Annotated in this window: 19 protein-coding genes and 1 pseudogene; 18 read left to right on the plus strand and 2 right to left on the minus strand. The window is 41.4% G+C overall.

Annotation, left to right across the window (positions count from 1 at the left end):
• Nucleotides 1–233: pseudogene (locus tag F986_RS18650) on the plus strand (RNA chaperone Hfq); the annotation flags it as partial.
• A gap of 111 nt (nucleotides 234–344) precedes the next feature.
• On the opposite strand, the gene F986_RS15840 reads toward F986_RS18650, so the two are convergent.
• The gene (locus F986_RS15840; RefSeq protein ID WP_004696818.1) at nucleotides 345–1,649 is read right to left on the minus strand and encodes a peptidylprolyl isomerase; all 1,305 of its coding nucleotides are present in this window, start codon (nucleotides 1,647–1,649) and stop codon (nucleotides 345–347) included.
• A complete protein-coding gene (locus F986_RS15845; RefSeq protein WP_004696819.1) occupies nucleotides 1,649–4,108 on the minus strand; it encodes an LPS-assembly protein LptD in 2,460 nt (819 codons plus the stop codon). Before F986_RS15845 ends, F986_RS15840 begins: the two co-directional genes overlap by 1 nt.
• 121 nt (nucleotides 4,109–4,229) lie before the next feature.
• Here F986_RS15845 and F986_RS15850 point away from each other — a divergent pair, with 121 nt between their 5' ends.
• From F986_RS15850 to gspJ, 17 genes are all read left to right on the plus strand, one after another.
• Nucleotides 4,230–5,246, plus strand: coding sequence for an aminoglycoside phosphotransferase family protein (locus F986_RS15850; RefSeq protein ID WP_004696822.1), 1,017 nt, complete (start codon nucleotides 4,230–4,232; stop codon nucleotides 5,244–5,246).
• Nucleotides 5,243–5,932 (plus strand): N-acetylmuramate alpha-1-phosphate uridylyltransferase MurU, encoded by a 690-nt coding sequence (gene murU, locus F986_RS15855; protein ID WP_004696823.1) that lies wholly within the window; start codon nucleotides 5,243–5,245, stop codon nucleotides 5,930–5,932. Before F986_RS15850 ends, murU begins: the two co-directional genes overlap by 4 nt.
• An 84-nt stretch (nucleotides 5,933–6,016) precedes the next feature.
• Entirely contained in the window at nucleotides 6,017–6,649 is a 633-nt protein-coding gene (gene rsmG / locus F986_RS15860) for a 16S rRNA (guanine(527)-N(7))-methyltransferase RsmG (RefSeq protein ID WP_004696825.1), read from the plus strand.
• Nucleotides 6,650–6,674: 25 nt separating this feature from the next.
• Nucleotides 6,675–7,457 (plus strand): ParA family protein, encoded by a 783-nt coding sequence (locus F986_RS15865; RefSeq protein ID WP_004696827.1) that lies wholly within the window; start codon nucleotides 6,675–6,677, stop codon nucleotides 7,455–7,457.
• On the plus strand, nucleotides 7,454–8,341 hold the full coding sequence (locus F986_RS15870; protein WP_004696828.1) for a ParB/RepB/Spo0J family partition protein: 888 nt from the start codon (nucleotides 7,454–7,456) through the stop codon (nucleotides 8,339–8,341). Before F986_RS15865 ends, F986_RS15870 begins: the two co-directional genes overlap by 4 nt.
• Nucleotides 8,342–8,377: 36 nt before the next feature.
• Nucleotides 8,378–9,031, plus strand: a complete 654-nt coding sequence (locus tag F986_RS15875; protein WP_004696831.1) for a MotA/TolQ/ExbB proton channel family protein — start codon at nucleotides 8,378–8,380, stop codon at nucleotides 9,029–9,031.
• A gap of 8 nt (nucleotides 9,032–9,039) precedes the next feature.
• Nucleotides 9,040–9,462, plus strand: coding sequence for an ExbD/TolR family protein (locus F986_RS15880; RefSeq protein ID WP_004696832.1), 423 nt, complete (start codon nucleotides 9,040–9,042; stop codon nucleotides 9,460–9,462).
• Entirely contained in the window at nucleotides 9,462–11,189 is a 1,728-nt protein-coding gene (gene msbA / locus F986_RS15885; RefSeq protein WP_004696834.1) for a lipid A export permease/ATP-binding protein MsbA, read from the plus strand. The genes F986_RS15880 and msbA overlap by 1 nt, the downstream gene beginning before the upstream one ends.
• A 3-nt stretch (nucleotides 11,190–11,192) precedes the next feature.
• Entirely contained in the window at nucleotides 11,193–12,197 is a 1,005-nt protein-coding gene (gene lpxK, locus F986_RS15890; protein WP_004696837.1) for a tetraacyldisaccharide 4'-kinase, read from the plus strand.
• An 8-nt stretch (nucleotides 12,198–12,205) separates the two neighbouring features.
• On the plus strand, nucleotides 12,206–12,967 hold the full coding sequence (gene kdsB, locus F986_RS15895; protein ID WP_004696838.1) for a 3-deoxy-manno-octulosonate cytidylyltransferase: 762 nt from the start codon (nucleotides 12,206–12,208) through the stop codon (nucleotides 12,965–12,967).
• A 19-nt stretch (nucleotides 12,968–12,986) separates the two neighbouring features.
• Nucleotides 12,987–13,970, plus strand: a complete 984-nt coding sequence (locus F986_RS15900) for a DNA polymerase III subunit delta' C-terminal domain-containing protein (protein WP_004696840.1) — start codon at nucleotides 12,987–12,989, stop codon at nucleotides 13,968–13,970.
• A gap of 14 nt (nucleotides 13,971–13,984) precedes the next feature.
• Nucleotides 13,985–14,326: a PilZ domain-containing protein gene (locus tag F986_RS15905; protein ID WP_004696842.1), complete on the plus strand. Its 342-nt coding sequence runs from the start codon at nucleotides 13,985–13,987 to the stop codon at nucleotides 14,324–14,326.
• A 26-nt stretch (nucleotides 14,327–14,352) separates the two neighbouring features.
• The gene (locus tag F986_RS15910; protein ID WP_004696843.1) at nucleotides 14,353–15,126 is read left to right on the plus strand and encodes a TatD family hydrolase; all 774 of its coding nucleotides are present in this window, start codon (nucleotides 14,353–14,355) and stop codon (nucleotides 15,124–15,126) included.
• 45 nt (nucleotides 15,127–15,171) lie between these two features.
• On the plus strand, nucleotides 15,172–15,786 hold the full coding sequence (locus tag F986_RS15915) for a TetR/AcrR family transcriptional regulator (protein ID WP_004696845.1): 615 nt from the start codon (nucleotides 15,172–15,174) through the stop codon (nucleotides 15,784–15,786).
• A 12-nt stretch (nucleotides 15,787–15,798) separates the two neighbouring features.
• On the plus strand, nucleotides 15,799–16,368 hold the full coding sequence (locus F986_RS15920) for a type II secretion system protein (protein ID WP_004696846.1): 570 nt from the start codon (nucleotides 15,799–15,801) through the stop codon (nucleotides 16,366–16,368).
• Between the two features lie 97 nt (nucleotides 16,369–16,465).
• Complete coding sequence (gene gspI, locus F986_RS15925) at nucleotides 16,466–16,879, plus strand: type II secretion system minor pseudopilin GspI (protein WP_406935416.1); 414 nt, start codon at nucleotides 16,466–16,468, stop codon at nucleotides 16,877–16,879.
• The gene (gene gspJ, locus F986_RS15930; RefSeq protein WP_004696850.1) at nucleotides 16,876–17,496 is read left to right on the plus strand and encodes a type II secretion system minor pseudopilin GspJ; all 621 of its coding nucleotides are present in this window, start codon (nucleotides 16,876–16,878) and stop codon (nucleotides 17,494–17,496) included. The genes gspI and gspJ overlap by 4 nt, the downstream gene beginning before the upstream one ends.
• Nucleotide 17,497: the final 1 nt, after the last annotated feature.

Raw genomic sequence — 17,497 nt, forward strand, 5'->3', positions numbered from 1 at the left:
GCTTTGGCGGTCAACAAGGCGGCTTTGGCGGTCAACAAGGCGGCTTTGGCGGTCAACAAGGCGGCTTTGGTGGTCAACAAGGTGGCTTCGGTGGTCAAGGTGGCTTCGGTGGTCAAGGTGGCTTCGGTGGTCAAGGTGGCTTTGGTAGCCAAGGTGGCTTCGGTGGTCAATCGACTGGTTTTGATGGTGAATCAAAATTTGAAGACACTCAAGATGACGAAAATAATCGTTAATTGATTGTTAAAAAAGCCTCTCACATGAGAGGCTTTTTTATGTCTAATTCTTAGTTTTCGTCCAAGCGAAAAAAGACCAGCATTCATGCTGGTCTTTTTATGTGTTCAAATTTATGACTTGTTGTTCTTACGGTCTAAGTTAGGATCTTTAATTTCGACATAAGCTCTGTTACGTGTTTCGCGTAACCAGCTATCAAGCTCTGCATCAAATTGACGCTCACCTAAAATTTGACGGGCCATACGCTCTTGGTATTCAGCAGTCATGTCTTGTTGACGTGTTTCAGTCACTTGAAGAATATGCCAGCCAAACTGAGTTTGAAAAGGTTTACTGGTTTGACCTACCGGTGTATTTTTCATGGTTTCTTCAAACTGAGGAACCATCACACCTGGGCTGACCCAACCCAAACTCCCGCCATCACGTGCTGAACCTGTGTCATTGGAGTAGGTGGAAGCCAAAACGGCAAAGTCTTCACCTTTTTGTACGCGGTTATACAAGCTTTCGATCATTTGTTTAGCATTTTCAGGGCTAACCACTTCAGACGGTTGGATCAAAATATGGCGTGCTTTGTATTGAGGTACAATCGCTTTTTGCTCAGCCCCTTTGCGTTCAACTAATTTTAAAAGATGTACACCATCTCGTACTGTAATTAAATCTGTGGTTTGTCCCACTTGGAGTGGACTCACACGTGCTGCAAGCTCGCTAGGGATGTCAGAAAGTGCTCTAAAGCCCATATCTGCACCTTCAACTTTGGTGCCAGCAGTACTGAACTTTTTAGCGATTGCAGCGACATCGTTGTCGTTTGCTAGTACTGTTTTAACTTGCTTAGCCACAGCGTCAGCATTGTCACCTGAAACACGCACATGTAGCACATGCACTTGGTTACCGAGTGCTGCTTGACCTTGTGGGGTATTTAAGAAGTTTTTAACGTCTTGATCTGAAATCTGGATACGAGAGGTAACGATTTGCTGGCGCAAACGATTGATTGCTAAATCTTCAGCAACGCGACTACGCAAAGAAGCATAGGTTCCGGGTGCCATTTTATCGAGCTTTTGTTGGAATGCTTCTAGGCTTGTGCTACCAGATTGTTTTGCAACATTTAAAACTGCTTCATTCAAGCTTTTTTCATCAGGTTGAATGTTGTAACGTTTCACTTGCTCAAGCTGAGTCTGACGAATAATCAGTTGCTCTAATGCTTGTTGTGCCAAATATTGCTCTGGTGGGACTTGTTTCTTTTGGCTCTCAAGTTGATGTTTGAGCTCAGCCATGCTTGCTTCTAAGTCACTCTTCAAAATGACACTGTTATCGACTACAGCAACAACTTCATCCGACGCATGTACAAAAGTTGGAATAGCGGTTGCGAGAGCTAAAGCCAAAGCACTCGCTTTAAAAAATTGTTTGAACTGTTTTGTCTTCATTAACGGTCTGTCCAAGTCTGATTAATATTGTTAAAGCCTAGAATACGATTTTCTAGTAATGATGAAAGTTTACTGTTGAGTCTGCCTAGGCCTTTAAGTGTAATTTCGGCCATAATTGCACGTTTAGGTTCTACACCTGCAGCATTGACGTCATCCAAGTCGTTATAGTACTCACGACCATAAACGGAGATTCCCCAACAGCAAGACTCGTAATTGACACCAAGGAGGTATTCACGAGCGACATTGTTGTCTAAGTCATATTGAGCATGGCCCATAATACGCCAGTTGTTATGGATCGGTTGTACAAAAGATGCAACCACTTGGTCGTAATGTTCTTGACGGTCTGCAATTTCTTTACGGTAGAAATAGCCAACGTTATAGAGGTTGCCTTTATCACCCGTAAAGTAAAGTTGTAAGTCGCGTTGCGCATTATCGCCATTCGCCATCCATGCTGAGTTTGCACCGAGGGTAAAGTTTTGCGAGAGCTGGCTAGATACGCTGACAATCGGACCAGAGTGATTTTCTCTGTCAAAGACATCTGCTGTTTGGTCAAGCGTTACGCGGCGGTCTTCGAAATAATAGCTTTGGCCCACACTGGCTTTTAAGCGCTCTAGACCCACAGTATCAAATAAGCTATAGCTTAAGCCTAGTGACAAGAAGTTATTGTCTTCTAGACGGTCATGGCCATAGAAGCGATTTGCACTAAATAACTGATCATAGTTGATCGATGCTGTTGCAGAGTCAAAGTTTGGTGCGCCATCTTGATTTTTATAGGGTGCATAGGCATAGAACATGCGTGGGCTTAACGTCTGTAAGAAAGTGCCTTCTTTTTCAAAAGTTAAACCTGCATCAAAAGTCACCTGTGGCACGACATAAGATTTGTCGTTCGATGAGCGGTTGGTGTTGTCAAACTCATTGATGGTGTCTTGATCGTAGAATGTGTTCACATTGCGAATAGATACTTCAGGAATGGCGAAAGCCCACGGTGTACGGTAGTTGTAGCGTACAGAAAAGTCATTATAGACACGGGTGCCGCTTGGTTCAAAGCTATCGTTGGTATCACCGTCGATAGTCCCAAAGTCCTTTTTAAAGTAAGCTGTATCGTTGTTGAACTCGTATTCTAAGCCCAGTGCATTACCCGCTTTGTAGTTGAGTAAGAACTGTGGTAAACGCGCATACGGACGGTCAACGTAGGGGGTGGTTTCGTCTAGTGTTTGGAAGTCTTCAACTTTCAGTTGGGCTTTTAGACCAGGAATTCCATTTTTATAGTTTAACTCCCACGCACGACGCAGATTTAAGTCTGTCTTAGTGTTTGGGTTATTGCTTAAGTCAGTAAAGTAGTCTTTGTCTGAAGCATAGTTATATTCAAGGTTGGTTGAGAACTGTTCATTGATTTGCCAGTTATGTAAAAAGTGCAAATCTTTACGGTCTTCATCGTCATATTTTCGGTCAGAAGCTAAGTAACCCCCCCAAATTTGACCTGAACCAAAGTTTTCGGTTAGATAGCGGAACTCACCCTCAAACATTGGGCCGCGGTCGCTGATATAGCGTGGCGTAACAGTCGCGTCGTAGTTAGGTGCTAAGTTGAGATAAACAGGCACTGCAAGCTCGACACCACCATCATTAGTGAAGCCAAAACTTGGTGTCAAAATACCGGTAGTACGACGGTCATCAATCGGGAAGTTAAAATAAGGTACAGCTAGAACGGGTACATCTTTGACATAAAGCTTTGTACCGCGTGTTTCACCACGTCCAGTTTCTTGATTTAACTTAATTTCGTCTGCTTGGATTTTCCATGTTGGCGATTGCTCTGGTGGACAGGTGCTATAAGTTGCATTTTTTAGCGTGGTGGTCGTTTGTGACTCACGTAGGATTTGGTCAGCCCGCCCATGCGCATGTTGTTCTTCTGAAATATAGAAACTGTTTTTCAGATCGCCTTGCTGAGTTTTTAGGTTGTAATTAATTTGGTCACTTTGCGCTAATAAGCCACTTTGCGCCATTTGCACACGACCTTCAGCATTGGCAAAGGTCTGGGTTTGATCAATTGTAATTTTATCGGCACGGATTTGACGACCTTCTTGATCAATCAGGACATTACCTTCAAGAACAGAGTCACCTTGTGGGTTGTAGTGACCATAGTCCGCTGTAATGGTAGATGTCGCATTGGCTGCGTCAGCGGCTTTGGTTTCAGGGCTTACAGGGGTTAGCCATGTGCCTTGGCAATACGCGGAGCTTAAGTAACGACCTTGGCGCTGTTGAGCTTCAGGAGATGACTTATCGACGTAGTATTGTTCGAAAAACTTTTGCCCAGGATAGCTTTCTTGTAGTGCTTGTTTTAGCGATTGTTGTTCGTCTGAAATAGACGTGGTTGGTGTTGCAGCATAGCTTGTGATTGAGCTACCACAAAGAAGGGTAAATATCGCAGTCGCTAAAGGATTAAATTTAAACTGATGCTTCATGTGTCTCATTTACCAAGTATGCTTAAAACGCAATTAATTATTGTCGCATCATAGAGAAAAAGTTGATAAGTGGCTACACTTAGCACTTTAAAAACTCAGCCTGTATTAGAATTTATCGCAAATGAATACACAACGTGAACAATTGATACAAACATGGATTTCATCTGTACTTGGTTCAGATCAATTTGAAATTAACTTTTTAGCAGGCGATGCAAGTTTCCGTCGTTATGCACGAATCAAGTTGAATAATAAAACATTTATGCTGATGGATGCACCACCAGAAAAAGAAGATTGTGTGCCTTTTGTGACGATTGATGAATTTTTTGATACGAACGGTGTTCGTGTACCACATATTGTGGCGAAAGATTTAGAGCAAGGCTTCTTATTGCTTGAAGATTTTGGTGATGTGCTACTGTCTACACAGCTCGATGACAAAACTGTCGATGCACATTATGAGCAAAGTTTTAAGCAGTTGATTCAATTGCAGTCTATTGATGGCGTAGGTCATTTCCCAGCTTATTCTTATGAAAAGTTAATGACCGAAATGTCGTTGTTGACAGATTGGTTATTGCCAAGTTTACAGATTCAACTTTCTGATGATGAGTCTGCGCTGATTAAACGTACATTTGCAATTTTAGCCAATGCTGCTTTGGCTCAGCCTCAAGTGATTGTACATCGTGATTTCCACAGTCGTAATCTCATGCTTTTGGTAGATGAGCAAGAGCAAGGCGTAATTGACTTTCAGGATGCTGTGATAGGTGCAGATACTTATGATCTGATCTCAATTACACGTGATGCGTATGTACAGTGGAATTCTGAGCGCGTTTATCATTGGTTTAAAGTGTTTTATGACCTATTGCCAGCTTCTGCCAAAGAAGGGCGTGACTTTGAACAGTTTAAGCAAGACGCTGACCTGATGGCAATTCAACGTCATATTAAAATTTTAGGTATTTTTGTGCGTTTATTTGAACGTGACGGAAAATCAAGTTATCTGAAAGATTTACCACGTGTGATGTGGTATTTACTTGAAGAAAGCAAACCTTATGCAGAACTACAACCTTTCATGCAATTTATTTGCGATAAAGTGATGCCGAAATTTGAAGCAAAATATGGCAAATATGAGGTTGTTACAGCATGAAAGCAATGATTTTGGCCGCGGGGCTTGGAAACCGTATGCGTCCTTTAACACTCTATAAACCGAAACCTTTGCTTGAAGTTGGTGGCAAACCACTGATCGTTTGGCATATTGAAAAACTTAAGCAGATTGGGGTCACAGAAATTGTGATTAATTCTGCCTGGTTGGCCGATGTGTTGATTGGTGCGCTTGGGGATGGTTCACAGTTTGGTGTGACTATTCGTTGGACGCGTGAAGAAGAGGGGCTTGAAACAGCGGGTGGTATTATTAATGCTCTGCCACTGCTGGGGACAGAACCGTTTATTTTAGTGAATGGTGATGTTTGGACCACTTTTGATTTCGAAGCTTTACTTGATGTGCAGTTGGACACCGATTTTGCGCATCTCGTATTTGTACCCAACCCGACACAGCATCCCAAAGGCGACTTTATCTTGAACCAAGGGCGTGCTTATACCTTTGAACAAGAGCAGTCAGGTGAAGCACTGACTTATAGTGGTGTTGCGGTTATTCATCCACAGATGTTTAAGGGCTTGGAAGCAGGTAAGCGTCCATTGGCTCCATTGCTAAAAGAAGCGATGTCTGCTGGAAAAGTTTCTGCTGAGAAAATGCAAGCCGTATGGGTGGATGTTGGCACACCTGAGCGATTAAGTGATCTAGATCTACAGATTCGTCAAGGTATGTACGTTTAAGTGCATAATCACTAAGCGTTAGCTACTGTTCCACGGCTGAGAAATCGGTATACTTCAGTTTAATTTTATTGAGATGTCTTCTTTATGCATCCATTTTTTCAAGACTTAAAGCAAGGTAGTCAAAAGCTTGGCTTAGATTTGAGTGAAGAAGCATTAAATTTATTGCTGAAGTATCAAGACGCACTTGTGCTGTGGAACAAAGCTTACAATTTAACAGCGATTCGCGATCCTAAAGAAATGCTGGTGAAGCATTTATTAGATAGTTTAAGTATTTTAAAAGATTTGCCGAAAGGTCGTTTGCTGGATATTGGTACAGGCGGTGGTATGCCGGGCATGATTATTGCTCTATGCCAACCTGAGCGCCAATGTGTTTTGCTTGATTCCAATGGCAAAAAAATTCGTTTTTTAAAGCAGTTTATTGCAGACTTAAAATTAACCAATGTAATTGCAGTTCAAACGCGTGTTGAAAATGAAGATAGCATCCATGATTTGGGTCAGTTTGATGTGATTACCAGTCGTGCATTTGCCTCTTTAACCGATTTTATCAATGCATCGAAGCCTTATATGCACCCAGACAGCATCATTGCGTCTATGAAAGGTTTGGTTCCGCATGACGAAGTTGAAGCGTTCAAAAACGAATTTAGTTGTGACATTATTGCGTTAAAAGTTCCACGTTTGGACGAACAACGACACTTACTTTTATTAAAACGTATCTAAAAAAATTCAAAGGATTGGGCGGGTCATGGCACAAATTATTGCGATTGCTAACCAAAAAGGTGGTGTAGGTAAAACCACAACCGCAGTAAATTTGGCTGCATCTTTAGCAGTACTTAAAAAGCGGGTTTTATTGGTTGATATGGACTCGCAAGGCAATGCGACCATGGGTTCAGGCATTCAAAAAAATGACCTACTGTATTCAGTGACCGATGTGTTACTGGGTGAAGTACCTATAGAGACTGCGATTACCAAGGCGGAAGTGGGTTATAAGGTCTTGGGTGCAAATCGTGATTTGGCGGGAGTTGAACTTGCGATTGCTGAGCAAGAAGGGCGTGAATTTATTCTGCGTGATGCGTTGCAAGAAATTGAACAAGCATATGACTACATCATCGTGGACTGTGCGCCCAGCTTAAGCTTGATCACGGTTAATGCACTGGCAGCCGTGGATGGTGTGATGATTCCAATGCAGTGTGAATATTATGCTTTGGAGGGCTTGGCAGATTTAACACAGACCATTGATCGCATTCAACAAGCATTAAATCCTGAGTTAAAAATTATTGGTGTTCTACGCACCATGTATGATGCACGTAACGCGCTGACACGTGATGTGTCTGAAGAATTAGAACAATACTTTGGCAAAAAACTATATGACACGGTCATTCCACGTAATGTGCGTCTAGCTGAAGCACCTGCGCATGGTTTGCCTGTGATTTATTTTGAAAAAAGCTCGAAGGGCGCAGTTGCTTATTTGCATTTAGCAGCTGAAATGATTAAGAAAAGCAAAGTGAAAAAAGGAAGTAACGCATGACCGTTAAAAAACGTGGGCTGGCAAAAGGTCGTGGTTTAGATGCCTTACTCGGTTCCATTCAAAAAGAGAAATTACAACTTGAAGCACAAGCTCTTGATCACGGTCAGCTAAAACAAATCGATGTGCATCTATTACAACGTGGTGAATATCAGCCACGTCGTTTTATTAATGAGCAAGACTTACAAGAGTTAGCGGCATCGATTGAAAAACACGGTGTAATGCAGCCGATTGTGATTCGTCCAATTGATAATGAAAAGCACCCCTATGAAATTATTGCGGGTGAGCGTCGTTGGCGTGCGGCTCAACTTGCCGGTTTAACGCAAGTTCCAGCCATTGTTCGTGATTTAACAGACCAAGTTGCAATTGCATTGGCGTTGATTGAGAACATTCAACGTCAAGATCTTAATCCGATTGATCAGGCGATGGCATTACAACGTTTTCATGAAGAGTTTGGTTTAAGTCATCAAGAAATTGCGGATACGGTAGGCAAAGCGCGTACCACAGTAAGTAATTTGCTACGTTTATTAAGTCTAGCTGAGCAAGTTAAAGACTTTATGCAGCAAGGTTTATTAGACATGGGACATGCTCGTGCCATTTTGACTTTGAAAGGGAAAGATCAACTGAAAGTCGCAGAATTGGTGATAGAGAAAAGCTTATCTGTTCGCCAAACTGAACAATATGTTCGTGATCTCAATGCGCCTAAACAAGAAAAATCCAAAACGGAAATTGCACCAGATCTTCAACAATTGACACAGCGCTTAACAGATCGTTTTAGTGCAAATGTCAAAATTGATCATAATAAACAAGGGAAAGGCAAGCTCACGATTCATTATCATTCACTCGACGAGTTGGATGGTATTTTGAATATTTGCTTAGCTGAATAATTTTATTTTCTATTTCTAAATACTTGGGGAAGTGTTATGTGGGAATTGGTAAAAGCAGGTGGGTGGCTTATGCTGCCCCTTGTGCTCTGTTCGATCTTTACTGTTGCGATTAGCTTAGAGCGTTTTATTCGCTTGAAGAAAACTACTATTTTACCGAAAGATTTGCTATTAAACCCAGCGCAAAGCGTACAAATGGTTTTGCCTAAACTTAAACAAAATCAGGATTTACAGGCAACGACATTGGGTCGTATTTTGGAAGCTGGTTACCAAAGTAAGGCACAAGGTGAACAGTTTGCACGTGCACAGATGGAAGCAACAGCCTCTCAGGAAATTGGTTATCTTGAAAAAAACATCAATTTTTTGGGAACATTGAGTGCTGTCGCGCCTCTTTTAGGATTATTGGGAACGGTACTTGGGATTATCGAGTCATTTTTAATGATTGATATTGGGAATAGTAGTAATCCAACACTGATGATTCCGGGGATTTCTAAAGCACTGATTACAACTGCGGCAGGAATGTTCATTGCGATTCCCGCATTATTTGCTTATCGTTATTTTCAGCGGTTAGTTCAAGAGTATGTTGCTGAATTAGAACAGCAATCGACTTTATTTCATGCGGCTTTATTTTATAAGCAAACAGAAACTGTGCTTGAAAACCATGATGATGTTGTTGTGAAGCAAGCGAGCTAAGGTGAAGTATGAAATTCAAACGTTCACAAGTTGAAGATGTTCATATTAACCTTACACCAATGATTGATTGCTTATTATTTATTTTGGTGTTTTTATTGCTGACCACCACCTTCAATCAATTTAGTCGTATGAATTTAACCTTGCCTGATGCGCAAGGTGTTCCACCGAAAACATTTGATCATAAAATCGAAGTGGTGGTAGATTCCACAGGGCATTATTCAATTAATGGTCAGTCTATTGCATCGAAAGATGTTTCAGAATTAAATACCGCAATTAAACAGATTTCCAATGACCGTCGTGATCTAATGTTTGTGATTGCTGCGGATGCAAAAGCAACCCATCAGGATGTGATCCGTGTGATGGATGTGGCAGGTCAGTTGGGATTTGTAAATATCAATATTAGTACCAAAGTGCCTTCTCGAGGTTATTAGTGAAACACGATTTAAAAGTTTATCTACGTCTACTGAGCTATTTAAAACCGTATTGGGGCGTAGCGATTCTTGTGGTGATTGGTTTTGCTATGAATGCGGCGACAGAAGTTTCTGTCGCTAAATTACTTGAAAAAATTATTGAAGCGATTCAACACCGTGATCAAGGTTTTACAACCCTGTTCCCAATTTTAGTTGTTCTGGTAATGTTTTTCCGTGGACTGGGTTTGTTCATGGGGGGCTACTTTACCGCTGTCATCTCAAGAAACTTAGTTTTTAATATCCGACAAGAAGTTTTTGCAAAATTATTACGTCTTCCTTCGCAGTATTATCTGGATAATAACAGTGGTCATATTACTGCGAAGATTATGTTTAATGTGGAGCAGCTTACAGCTGCGTCTTCAGAATCATTAAAAACTATTGTTCAACAAGGTCTAATCACTCTTGCATTGCTTGGTTACCTCATATATAGCAACTGGCGTTTGACCTTGTGTATTCTGATTTTTACTCCGCTGATTGGTTTGCTTATCCGTAAAGCAGCTAAGCGTATGCGCAAGCTCTCTATTCAAGTGCAACATACCATGGGTGATGTTAATCACGTGGTACAAGAGACGGTAAATGGTCACTTGGTAGTAAAAGGTTTCGGTGGACAAGTTTATGAGCAACAGCGTTTTAGAAATACTTCTTTAGAAAATTTGCGTCGTGGTCTGAAAATGGTGGTTGTGCAACAACTGAATAGTCCGATTGTACAGTTGATCATGTCCATTGCTTTGAGCATCGTTATGTGGATTGCACTACGTCCAGAAATTATGCAAGATACGAGTGCAGGTCAATTTGTAGCGTATATTACTGCAGCAGGTATGTTGAGCAGGCCAATTAAGGCATTGACTGATGTGAATGAAAAGATTCAGCGAGGTATGGCCGCAGCGCATTCAGTCTTTGAGCTTTTAGATTTACCTGAAGAAAAAAATACTGGGACTTTAACTCCAGTACTGAAAGGTAATATTGACTTTAAACATGTGAACTTGGTTTATGTGGATGGTTATCAAGCGCTGCATGATTTTAATCTAAGTGTCAAAGAAGGTGAGACGATTGCTTTAGTTGGGCGTTCTGGTGCTGGTAAAACGTCTCTAGTAAATTTACTAGTGCGTTTTCAAGATACGACCTCGGGCCAAATCCTCTTTGATGGTATTGATATTCACGATATTGAAATCAATAGCCTGCGTACTCAAGTGGCGATGGTCAATCAGCAAGTGGTTTTATTTAATCGCACTGTACGTGACAATATTGCCTATGGGCAGCTTGAAAATGCCTCTGATGAAGAGGTAATTGCAGCAGCAAAAGCAGCTTATGCACATGACTTTATTATGGCTTTACCACAAGGCTACAACACCAAGTTGGGGGCACAAGGTCTCAATTTATCAGGCGGTCAACGCCAACGTATAGCCATTGCTCGTGCGATTTTGAAAAATGCGCCTGTACTGATATTAGATGAAGCCACCAGCGCGCTTGATAATGAATCTGAGTACTTTATTCAGCGTGCTTTCGATGCTGCAATGCGAGATCGTACCACGATTGTGATTGCACATCGATTATCCACCATTGAAAATGCAGACCGTATTGTGGTGATGGATAAAGGGCGTATAGTAGAGCAAGGTACACATGCTGAACTTATTGCAAAGCAGGGTGCTTACTATCAGCTCCATCAGCGTAATTTTGAGGAAAACTAAGTCATGTCAGGTGCACAGTTTATTCAGGATGCTTGGAACTCACAGGCAAAGTGGTTAATTGTGCTTCGTCCGCTGTCTTGGTTATATCGAGGTGGTTTTCTTCTAAACCGTAAGTTGTATCGGTGCAATATTAAAAAAGCCTATACGGCTCCTGTACCTGTCATGGTGATTGGTAATATTACTGTGGGTGGGAGTGGTAAAACCCCTCTGCTCATTCACTTGGTGAGTTATCTGCAAAGTAAGAATATTCGAGTGGGTGTGATCAGTCGTGGTTATGGTGCCAAAGGCCCATTTCCGACTATGGTGGATCTCAACTCATTGCCTGAAAATGTAGGTGATGAGCCAACTCTCATCGTGCAATCCACTGATGTACCGATGGCAGTGGGTCCAAATCGCCAAGAAAGTATTGAACTGCTTTTATCTCACTATCCCATTGATCTGATCATTAGTGATGATGGGCTGCAACATTGGGCATTGAGTCGCCAAATTGAATGGATTGTCCTAGATAATAATCGTGGACTAGGTAATGAAAAGTTATTGCCCGAAGGTTATTTACGAGAGCCAAAGTCTAGACTTGATCAAGGCATAGTGATCGAACATGCAGATCATCCTACACGTAGTATGCACATGCACTTAGAAGTTGCAGAGCCTTACTTGTTGAATAGTACTGAGGCAAAAGCTTTCAATCCGCAAGATGATTTTTATGCAGTCGTGGGGATAGGTTTTCCGCAACGCTTTTATCGTACTTTAGAGCGTATGGGAGTGCAGCAGTTCCAGTGTCATGAGTTTGCTGATCATTATGAATATGAGTTAGAGGATTTGGTCTTTGATGATGCCAATCCCATCATTACCACTGAAAAAGATGCAGTGAAAATTTTAGCGCTGCTCAAACAAAACCCTAGTTTTGCCCGCGATATTTGGGTTGTTCCTGTCGATGCGGTGTTATCGACGGCGTGTTATGACACCTTACATCAACAGCTCGCCGCTGTAGGTATTGAAATTTCTTAAGGTCTTTTATGAAGCATATTGTTATTCCTGCACGTTTCGCAAGCACACGTTTATCTGGAAAACCACTCCTTAAAATTCATGGCCGTGAAATGATTTTACGGGTCGTTGATCAGGCGAAGAAAGTGGAAGGTTTTGATGATCTTTGCGTCGCAACGGATGATCAGCGAATTTATGATCTTTGCATGGCTGAAGGTGTGGATGCGGTGTTGACTTCTGCGGATCATCCCTCGGGAACAGACCGCCTAAGTGAAGTGGCAAAAATTAAGGGCTGGGCCAGCGAAGATATCATTGTGAATGTTCAAGGTGATGAGCCTTTGTTGCCTGCAGCTTTGGTTAAGCAAGTCGCGCAACTTTTAGAGTCACAAGCCGATTGTTCAATGTCGACCTTGTGCGAACCAATTCAGCATTTAGATGAATTTAAACGTGACAGTATTGTTAAAGTGGTGATGTCGAAGTACAAACAAGCACTTTACTTTAGTCGTGCCACTATTCCATATGACCGTGATGCGGCAAAACAAGTGGAACAAACGTTGCATAACCAAGCCTTCCGTCATTTGGGTTTGTATGCTTACCGCGTGAAATTGCTCCAAGAATATGTGACATGGGATATGGGTACACTTGAGAAGCTCGAAAGCCTAGAGCAACTGCGGGTTTTAGAAAATGGACATCGTATTGCTATCGATATTGCAGAAGCGAACTTACCACCAGGTGTGGACACACAAGAAGATTTAGATCGTTTAAATGCCATGGATGTGGCTCATTTTGCATAATAGAACTTAGGTCGTATACATGAAGCAAACGCTGCCTGAGCAGATGTATCCGTGGCATCAAAATGTTTGGGAAACTTTAACCACACGCTTTCCCAATATTGGTCATGGCTTATTGTTTTATGGCAAAAAAGGTTGTGGTAAAGAGGTTTATGCTGAGCAGTTCCTTGCTTGGGTCTTATGTGCGAAGCGGCAGCCAAATCATTTGGCCTGTGGAGAGTGTGGAAGTTGTCAGTGGTTAAAGGCGGATACACACCCCAATTATGTGCATATCACTACTGATGAAGACAATAAGAAACAAAATGCCAAAATCAAAATTGAAAAAATTCGTGATCTGCTGCCTTTTGTGCAGCAAACGGTAGATGGTTGGCGCGTCATCATTATTGAACCTGCTGAGGCTTTGAACACGGCTTCGGCCAATGCTTTATTGAAAACGCTTGAGGAACCAGGGGATCGTGTTCTTATCATTTTATTGGCAGATCATTATTTAAAATTGCCTGCAACCATTCGCAGTCGTTTGCAGCATTTTGCCTTGGATCGCATTAATGAACAGCAAGCAGAGCAATTTTTAAATCAGCATTTGTCCCATAGCGATTTGGCACAGCAACATTTGTTGATGAACTTGTCCAATCATATGCCGTTGCAGGCAATTACATTGTCCGAGAGTGAATGGATTCCTCAACGTGCTGAATTTTTAAAAGATTGGCAAAAGTTGGTGATGGATAAAAATATGCCGATGGCAATTGCGACCAAGTGGAATAAAGCGCTTACATTTAGTGATTTTAGTCAAATGTTTGAGTACTTGTTGTCAGATTTGATTTGTGTCAAGCTAAATCAGCAATTAAAAAACACTGATTTGGATTTCAGTGTGCTGGCAGAACGGTATTCACTTGAAACTTTGTTTTCAATTTACGCCGAGTTGCAACAGTCAAAACAATATATTGAACAAAACGTACAAACTAATTTAGTGCTCGACCAATTGTGCATTCGGTTGATGGATGTTTAAAACAGGGGAATTTTATGCAACCACGTATGGGCGGAATCATTCAAGCCAATATTCCAGATAAAGCAACGTTATATGCAAGTTACATGCCTTTTGTGGTTGGTGGTGGTTTATTTATTCCATCCAAGCACCCTGTAAAAATGGGGGAGGAAGTCTTTGTTTTGGCAACATTGCCAGAGCAAGCACAGAAAATTCCTCTAACAGGTAAAGTGATTTGGATCTCGCAAAAGCAAAATGGAATCAAACTGCAAGGATTTGGTATTCAACTTTCTGGGGAGAAAGGGATTTATTACAAATCAGAAGCGGAAAAGTTGCTTGCAGGTCTTAAGTCTGAAGGGCGAACTAGTTACACTATGTAATTAAGTACATGAAGTAGGAAACGCCTGTGTTTGTAGATACGCATTGCCATTTAACCATGCTAGATTTAACCCCTTATGATGGGGATTTGGATTTAGCATTAGCGCAAGCACGTGCAGCGGGCGTTCATCGCTTTATGAGCATCTCGGTTGATATTGATGATCATATTGAGCTAGCAAAAATTGCGGCACGGCATGACGATGTGGGCTATAGCATCGGGGTGCATCCTTGTGAAGATCCTGAAACTATGGCTCGTGCGACCACAGACTATTTAATTGAGTTGGCACAGCCTGAAAAAGTTTGGGCAATTGGTGAGACTGGGCTCGATTATTTTCATAGTACAGATTTCATCGCTGAGCAAAAAGACTGTTTTGCACGACATATTCATGCTTCACAAGCCGTAAAAAAACCAGTTGTTGTGCATACCCGTTCTGCCAAGCATGATACTGTTGATATTATTCGCGCCGAAAAATCGACCCATGGAATTTTGCATTGCTTTACAGAAGACTGGGAAACGGCCAAAGCTGTCTTAGACTGCGGTTACTATGTGTCATTTTCAGGGATTGTATCTTTTAAAAATGCGCAAGACCTGCGTGATGTGGCGAAGCAAGTTCCTTTAGATCGCCTATTAATTGAGACAGATAGTCCTTATTTGGCACCGATGCCATATAGAGGAAAGTCTAATGAGCCAAAGTACGTTCCTTATGTAGCCAAAGCCTTGGCAGATGTATATGATAAGTCCTTGGAAGAGATGGCTTTCATCACAACACAGAACTTTGAAAACCTTCTCAACATGAAGTAAATAAATTGAAACGATAAAAGCGTATAAGAGAGTACTAGGGTGAAAATGGATCGTCAGGCTCAGTTTCGAGCAAGAGAAGCGTTAATTTTCCAAGTGGCCGAACAGTTGCTTTTAGAAAATGGCGAAGCAGGGATGACCCTTGATGCATTGGCTGCAGAATTAGATCTAGCAAAAGGTACGCTTTATAAACATTTTCAAAGTAAAGATGAACTCTATATGTTGCTCATTATTCGTAATGAGCAAATGTTGCTTGAAATGATTAAAGATACGGATAAGCAGTTCCCTGAACATCTAGCATTTTTTATGTTACATCATTTGCATCATCCTGAACGTACCGTGTTGTTTCATCAAATAGAAGAGCGATTATCGACCACGGGTGTTGGGATCTATCATTTATTTACTGAACTTTATCAAATTCGAAAGCAACGTCTACGTTTAATTATTCGTATGACCGAACGGTATTTAGAGTCGATAGAGAGTCAAATGACAGTTCGTGATTATTTGGCATCTATTTGGTCTTTGACGCATGGTGCCGCAGCGATTTTGAACTCTAGTTTTTATCAACGATATTTGGGTTCACGCGACACTTTACGCGTGGCCTACATCGACCAAGCTCTGGCGATGCCTAAACAAACGGGTGCAGCAGGTTATCTTGCTTAGCGGATAGGATGTATGAAACAGAAACCACCTTCAAGGATTCAAGGATTTACACTGGTTGAATTGATGGTGGTTATTGTTATTATGGCCATTATGGCGTCATTGGTGATGTTGAATATCAATGGAGTTGATCAACGTAAAGCAGCGCAAGCCCGTGATTTTTTTATCATGGATGTACAGAAAATTGCACGTCAGGCAAATGATCAAGCACGTGTTTTGGCACTAGAGGTTCATCCTGCCACCGATGTGGCTGATTTTTCTTATGCTGTTGTTGAATATAAAAATCCTCAATTTACCATACCCACAGAACAGCAAAATAATGCAATGCTGAATCATCAAAAATGGCAAAAATATAATGAGTTCCCACAGCAAGTGTTAGCTAAAAATGTTTCTTTTGCTGTGCAATCCTTAGACTATGATGTTTCCCAAGCCCGAAACGATGATTTAACCCAAGAGAATGCACCTAAACTGATTTGGTTAGGGAATGGTGAAGTCAAACCTGTTCGTATTCAATTTTATTATGCCAATGAGCCCGTGGGTGCAGAAATTGAAATTGATCATTTGGGTAAAATAAATGCGAGCTAAAGATTTAAAAAATAGTCTGCCGTCTTGTGCTCGCAGGAAACGTTATTTAATTAATCCTCGTACCTCAAGCATAGCTTTTGGCCTTTCTTGCGAGGCAGTGCCTCTTAGATCGAGTCTTACTCGAGTTAACCGTGTCGCAGGATTTACATTGCTGGAAGTGATGGTGGCGCTGGCTATTTTTGCTACAGCAGCGGTCGCTTTAACCAAAGTGGGTATGCAATATACTCAGTCTACAGCCCATGCCATCTTGCGTACCAAGGCACAATTTGTTGCCTTGAATGAAATTTCTATGATGGAAATCAATCGTGATTGGCTACAAGGCACGGCCTCTAAACAAATCACCCAACAAGGTGAAACTTGGCAAATTGATAAATCAGCGCAAGCAACGATTAGTGCTAATGTGCAACGCGTCAATGTACAGGTGAGCTTGGTGAATCCTGAAACTGGAAAAGTAGATTCGGGTGTTACGAGTTTAGTTTTTTTTAACCATCGTGATGGAAGCCAACCATGACAAAACGCTCAGGCTTTACTTTGGTTGAGTTATTGGTGGCAATCGCGATTTTTGCTGTGCTTTCAGCTTTGGGTTGGAAGGTTTTTGATTATCTGATCAAGATTAAAGAGCGTAATACCCAACATGAACAGCGCTTAGGTCAGCTACAAGAAGCATATCAACAAGTGTTGCGTGACACGGTGCAAATTGTACCAATTACTGCCAATGTTGCAGGGCAGGTTCAACCCGCAGTCATGTTGCAAAATGGTCAGTTAGCCTTTAGTAAAACTGGAGTGACTGATCCTTTGATGCAAGGCATACCGCCTGAAGAGCGAGTTGAATATATTTATAAAGCAGATGAAAAAAAACTGTACCGTTATAAATATAAAAATTTAAATCAAACAGGTAATGATCAACCTGAAACCAGTGTTCTACTTGATTCAGTTGATCAATTTCAAATTATGTTACTCAATCCTAATGAAATGGCACAATGGCCTGAGGTGGCATTGAGTGAAAATGATGTGACTCAGGCAAAAATACTACCGCGCGGTTTAAAAATAAACCTCACTGTCAATGAAGTGAGTTATGAATGGGTGTTTAGTTTATTAAATACAGACTTTTTAAAACAAAAAAATTAAG

Origin of the sequence: Acinetobacter johnsonii CIP 64.6, assembly GCF_000368045.1 — a bacterium.
In the GTDB taxonomy this organism is placed as follows: domain Bacteria; phylum Pseudomonadota; class Gammaproteobacteria; order Pseudomonadales; family Moraxellaceae; genus Acinetobacter; species Acinetobacter johnsonii.

Excerpts from the sequence above, each read along its gene's own strand:
- F986_RS15920 (WP_004696846.1), top strand. The coding sequence starts at position 15,799 with ATGAAACAGAAACCACCTTCAAGGATTCAAGGATTTACACTGGTTGAA.
- F986_RS15915 (WP_004696845.1), top strand. The coding sequence starts at position 15,172 with ATGGATCGTCAGGCTCAGTTTCGAGCAAGAGAAGCGTTAATTTTCCAA.
- kdsB (WP_004696838.1), top strand. The coding sequence starts at position 12,206 with ATGAAGCATATTGTTATTCCTGCACGTTTCGCAAGCACACGTTTATCT.
- F986_RS15870 (WP_004696828.1), top strand. The coding sequence starts at position 7,454 with ATGACCGTTAAAAAACGTGGGCTGGCAAAAGGTCGTGGTTTAGATGCC.
- F986_RS15865 (WP_004696827.1), top strand. The coding sequence starts at position 6,675 with ATGGCACAAATTATTGCGATTGCTAACCAAAAAGGTGGTGTAGGTAAA.
- rsmG (WP_004696825.1), top strand. The coding sequence starts at position 6,017 with ATGCATCCATTTTTTCAAGACTTAAAGCAAGGTAGTCAAAAGCTTGGC.
- F986_RS15850 (WP_004696822.1), top strand. The coding sequence starts at position 4,230 with ATGAATACACAACGTGAACAATTGATACAAACATGGATTTCATCTGTA.
- gspJ (WP_004696850.1), top strand. The coding sequence starts at position 16,876 with ATGACAAAACGCTCAGGCTTTACTTTGGTTGAGTTATTGGTGGCAATC.
- F986_RS15900 (WP_004696840.1), top strand. The coding sequence starts at position 12,987 with ATGAAGCAAACGCTGCCTGAGCAGATGTATCCGTGGCATCAAAATGTT.
- murU (WP_004696823.1), top strand. The coding sequence starts at position 5,243 with ATGAAAGCAATGATTTTGGCCGCGGGGCTTGGAAACCGTATGCGTCCT.
- F986_RS15905 (WP_004696842.1), top strand. The coding sequence starts at position 13,985 with ATGCAACCACGTATGGGCGGAATCATTCAAGCCAATATTCCAGATAAA.
- F986_RS15875 (WP_004696831.1), top strand. The coding sequence starts at position 8,378 with ATGTGGGAATTGGTAAAAGCAGGTGGGTGGCTTATGCTGCCCCTTGTG.
- F986_RS15880 (WP_004696832.1), top strand. The coding sequence starts at position 9,040 with ATGAAATTCAAACGTTCACAAGTTGAAGATGTTCATATTAACCTTACA.
- lpxK (WP_004696837.1), top strand. The coding sequence starts at position 11,193 with ATGTCAGGTGCACAGTTTATTCAGGATGCTTGGAACTCACAGGCAAAG.
- F986_RS15845 (WP_004696819.1), bottom strand. The coding sequence starts at position 4,108 with ATGAAGCATCAGTTTAAATTTAATCCTTTAGCGACTGCGATATTTACC.
- F986_RS15840 (WP_004696818.1), bottom strand. The coding sequence starts at position 1,649 with ATGAAGACAAAACAGTTCAAACAATTTTTTAAAGCGAGTGCTTTGGCT.